General features: G+C 72.1%; 3 protein-coding genes. 1 reads left to right on the forward strand and 2 read right to left on the reverse strand.

What is annotated here, in order from left to right; genetic code table 11:
• Positions 1-40: 40 nt before the first annotated feature.
• The gene (locus DQW06_RS18805) at positions 41-1,291 is read right to left on the reverse strand and encodes an NRAMP family divalent metal transporter (protein ID WP_013154567.1); all 1,251 of its coding nucleotides are present in this window, start codon (positions 1,289-1,291) and stop codon (positions 41-43) included.
• Between the two features lie 602 nt (positions 1,292-1,893).
• Here DQW06_RS18805 and DQW06_RS18810 point away from each other — a divergent pair.
• Positions 1,894-2,604 (forward strand): GntR family transcriptional regulator, encoded by a 711-nt coding sequence (locus DQW06_RS18810; RefSeq protein WP_013154568.1) that lies wholly within the window; start codon positions 1,894-1,896, stop codon positions 2,602-2,604.
• A gap of 64 nt (positions 2,605-2,668) precedes the next feature.
• On the opposite strand, the gene DQW06_RS18815 is transcribed toward DQW06_RS18810, so the two are convergent.
• A partial coding sequence (locus DQW06_RS18815; protein WP_157983487.1) for a DUF4232 domain-containing protein occupies positions 2,669-3,117 on the reverse strand: 449 nt, incomplete at its 5' end.

A 3,117-nucleotide genomic window follows, 5' to 3' on the forward strand; every position in this document is an offset into this window, starting at 1 on the left:
GGGTAGGGGCGGGGGAGGGTGGAAGGGCGCGCCCGGCGGGTTACTGCCAGAGGTCGGCGATGCCGCCCAGGGAGCCGATGGCCATGTACACGGTGAGCGCCCAGGCGGCGACGCCGATGACGATCAGCCAGCGCGGGTAGCGGTACCCGCCCAGCAGGTCGCCGGAGCGGCGGGCCGCGACCCACAGCAGGATGCCGAGGCCCACCGGCAGGATCACGCCGTTGAGGGCTCCGGCCAGGATCAGCAGCGTGTTCGGAGCCTGCCCGGACAGCAGCAGGATCGCCAGCGAGACACCGATGAAGACGGTGACCAGGAGGCCCCGGCGCTTCTCCAACCACGGGTGGAAGGTCGTGACGAAGGAGATCGAGGTGTAGGAGGCGCCGATGACGGAGCTGACCGCCGCGGCCCACAGGATGACGCCGAACAGGCGCACACCGGCCTCGCCCGCGGCCTGGCGGAAGGCCTCGGCGGAGGGGTTGGCGGACGCCAGGATGTCGGCGCCGCCCGCGACGACGCCGAGGATGGCCAGGAACAGCACCACGCGCATGACACCGGTGACGATGATGCCGGTCACGGAGGTCTGCGTGATGGCGCGGACGTTCTCGCGCCCGCCCTGACCCGCCTCGACGAGTCGGTGCACGCCCGCGTAGGTGATGTAGCCGCCGACGGTGCCGCCGATGATGGTGACGGTGGCCAGGAAGACGTCCGCGCCGAACCGCTCGGGCAGGACGGCCTGGCGCAGGGCCTCGCCGACCGGGGGCTGGGACACGAAGGCCACGTAGACGGTCAGCGCGATCATGGCCACGCCCAGCACGACCAGGATCCGGTCCAGGGCCACGCCCAGCCTCTTGACGGCCAGGATGACCACGGCCAGCACCGCGGACAGGACGGCGCCGAGCCGGGTGTCGAACCCGACCATGGCGTTCAGGCCCAGGCCGGTGCCCGCGAGGTTGCCGACGTTGAAGATCAGGCCGCCGAAGACGATGAGCGCGGCCAGCAGGTAGCCCGCGCCGGGGACGACCTTGTTGGCCAGGTCCTGGGCGCGGGTGTTGGCGACGCCGATGACGCGCCAGATGTTCAGCTGGACCGCGATGTCGACCAGGATCGAGATGAGGATGGCGACCGCGAAGGTCGCGCCCAGCTCGGCGGTGAACGTGGTGGTCTGGGTGATGAAGCCGGGGCCGATGGCGCTGGTGGCCATGAGGAACATCGCACCGAGCAGGCTGCTGCTGATCGCGATCCGCCCGACACGGGGGCGCACCTTCGTGGGTGCGGGGGGTGTGTCACCCATGGGTCACTCCAAGGGGTCCGATGTGGGTCGGTGACGCGATAACCGACCGCGCCATCGTTGGATTGTTGAACGATACTTCAATCCAACGAGACGGGTAAAGAGCCGGTATGCAAAAAACCCAGGTCACCTGGGTTGCAGAAGTATCTCTTCGCCCCGCCCTGCCCAGGAGCGTCATCGGAGGAACCCCCGGAATGCGCGTCCGCGAGCCCGTGGACGAAGCCGCGCCGGACCGTGCGCGTCCTCGCCCGAGGGCCCGCGGAAGCCGCGCGGAAGGCTCAGCCGCCCGGAAGCCCCGCGGAAACCGCACGGAAACCGCACAGGAACGCGCGCCCCCGCCCGGAACTCACCGGACGCGCGGAGGGCTCACCCGCGAGCCGCGCGGGGGCCGGTCAGTGGCGGTGGAGCCGCGCGGTGGCGGGGTGGAGCGGATGCGCCGTGCACGCGAGGCGGTGCGGCGGGGAACCCGTGTGGGAACCCGTTCGGGGACCGCGCCACGGTCCACCGGTCCGATGAACCGACTTCTGTGGGCTCCCCGCTCTCCCGGGAGTGCTCCGCGTCGGTGACAATGAAGTAACAGACGCCAGTCCCCTTAAGGAGCACCTGTGACGGCCACGGACGCCCGCACCGACCGGACCAGCGGCCGCACGCGCCTCCTCCCCCCGCTGCCCACGCAGGCCGAGCGGGTCGCGGAGCTGCTCCGCGAGTCCCTCATCGACGGCGTGTACCCGCCGGGACAGCGCCTGTCGGAGGAGCGGCTGTGCGAGGAGCTCGGAGTATCCCGCAACACCCTGCGCGAGGCGTTCCGGCTGCTGGTGCGCGAGCGGCTGCTGGTGCACCAGATGCACCGGGGAGTGTTCGTCGGCCTGCCGACCAGCGAGGACGTCCGAGACCTGTTCAAGGCGCGCCGCTCCCTGGAGCTCCCCGCGCTGCGGGGCGCGGCGGACCCGGACGAGGAGGCGGTCCGGCTGGTCGGGGCGGCCGTGGACGAGGGCGAGGCCGCGCGCGGACGCGAGGACTGGTGGCGGATGGGGACGGCGAACATGCGTTTCCACCAGGCCGTGGCCGGTCTGGCCGGGAGCGCGCGGGTGAACGAGTTCATGAGCCAGGTGCTGGCCGAGACCCGGCTGGTGTTCCACGTGATGGACGCGCCCCGGGAGTTCCACGCTCCGTACCTGGACTGGAACCGCAGGATCCACACCCTGCTGGCCTCCGGGGACGCGTCCGGGGCGGCGGACGAGCTGACGACCTACCTGGAGACCTCCGAGAACCAGCTGGTCACCGCGTTCACCGCCATGGAACAGCAGCGGAACTGACCGCGGGGCGGGCGCCGGGACGGATCGGGCGGCGGCACAGGCCAGGGGTCGGGGACGGGTCGGGTCAGGAGGCGCCGTCCGCCTGGACGGACGTGACCGTGAGCTGGTCGCCGGGCACGTCCGGATCGGCGCAGCCGCGGCCCTGCGCCGCGACGAAGACCGACCCCGTGTTCCGGGGAGGGTAGACGCGCAGACCCCGGGTGTCGGTGGGGTCGCACTCGTCCTCGTCGTAGTCGGCGACCCGGGTGAACCCCACGGTGGCCGAGGCGGTGTCTCCCGGTCGGAGGGTCACGGCGGGACCCGGTCCGCCCTCGCGCGCGGCGGCGGCGCCGACCTGGTCGCCGTCCTCCTCGGTGACGTAGGAGACTCCGGGGTGGCCCCCGATCACGCACGGGGCGTCTGCGGTGTTGGTGAACTCCAGGGGCCGGTAGACCGTCCCGGCCGCTCCCTCGGCCCGCCCGAGAGCGACTTCCAGGTCGCCCGAGCCGCAGACGCTCGCGCTGTCCTCGGCCG

Source organism: Nocardiopsis sp. TNDT3 (assembly GCF_003427465.1).
Taxonomy (GTDB): Bacteria; Actinomycetota; Actinomycetes; order Streptosporangiales; family Streptosporangiaceae; genus Nocardiopsis; species Nocardiopsis dassonvillei.

Coding starts and splice junctions, on each gene's coding strand:
- DQW06_RS18805 (WP_013154567.1), bottom strand. CDS start 1,291: ATGGGTGACACACCCCCCGCACCCACGAAGGTGCGCCCCCGTGTCGGG.